Origin of the sequence: Salmonella sp. SAL4457, from assembly GCF_046548235.1 — a bacterium.
In the GTDB taxonomy this organism is placed as follows: domain Bacteria; phylum Pseudomonadota; class Gammaproteobacteria; order Enterobacterales; family Enterobacteriaceae; genus Salmonella; species Salmonella enterica.
In genome coordinates this window covers 1-609 of sequence record NZ_JBGDZO010000028.1, presented here as the reverse complement: position 1 = coordinate 609, position 609 = coordinate 1, and the positions used below count along the sequence as shown (strand labels likewise).

Below are 609 nucleotides of genomic sequence, written 5' to 3'. Positions count from 1 at the left end.
CCGCCGTATTACCCGAAAAGCCACTTGTTGGCCGCCAGCGGTGTTGCAGCGCTCCTCAGTTTGGCACTACTGGTGTTCCCCTCGAGCGAAGTCGAGGCCAAGAGGACCACGCTCAATCTGGAGCTTGAAAGCAACACCGATCGCCTCCTTCAGGAGAAAGACGACCTCCTGCCGCAATCGGTCACCAATTCCAGCGACGAAGGCACGCCTTTCGCTCAGGTAGAAGGCGCCTCCGACGACAACACCGCCGAGCAAGACTCGGACAAGCCGGGCGCATCTGTAGCCGATGCCGACACCAAGCCCGTCGATCCCGAGTGGAAGACCATCACCGTCGCCAGTGGCGATACGCTGTCGACCGTATTCACCAAGGCAGGCCTTTCCACCTCGGCCATGCACGACATGCTGACCAGCAGCAAGGATGCCAAGCGCTTCACCCATCTGAAGGTCGGCCAGGAGGTCAAGCTCAAGCTCGACCCCAAAGGAGAGCTGCAGGCGCTGCGAGTCAAGCAGAGCGAACTCGAGACCATCGGCCTGGACAAGACCGACAAGGGCTACTCCTTCAAACGCGAGAAGGCCCAGATCGACCTGCATACCGCCTATGCCCATGGC

Annotated in this window: 1 protein-coding gene; it reads left to right on the top strand. The window is 60.6% G+C overall.

What is annotated here, in order from left to right; all coding sequences use genetic code 11:
* A partial coding sequence (locus ACLJNW_RS23025) for a LysM-like peptidoglycan-binding domain-containing protein (RefSeq protein WP_410961067.1) occupies positions 1-609 on the top strand: 609 nt, incomplete at both ends.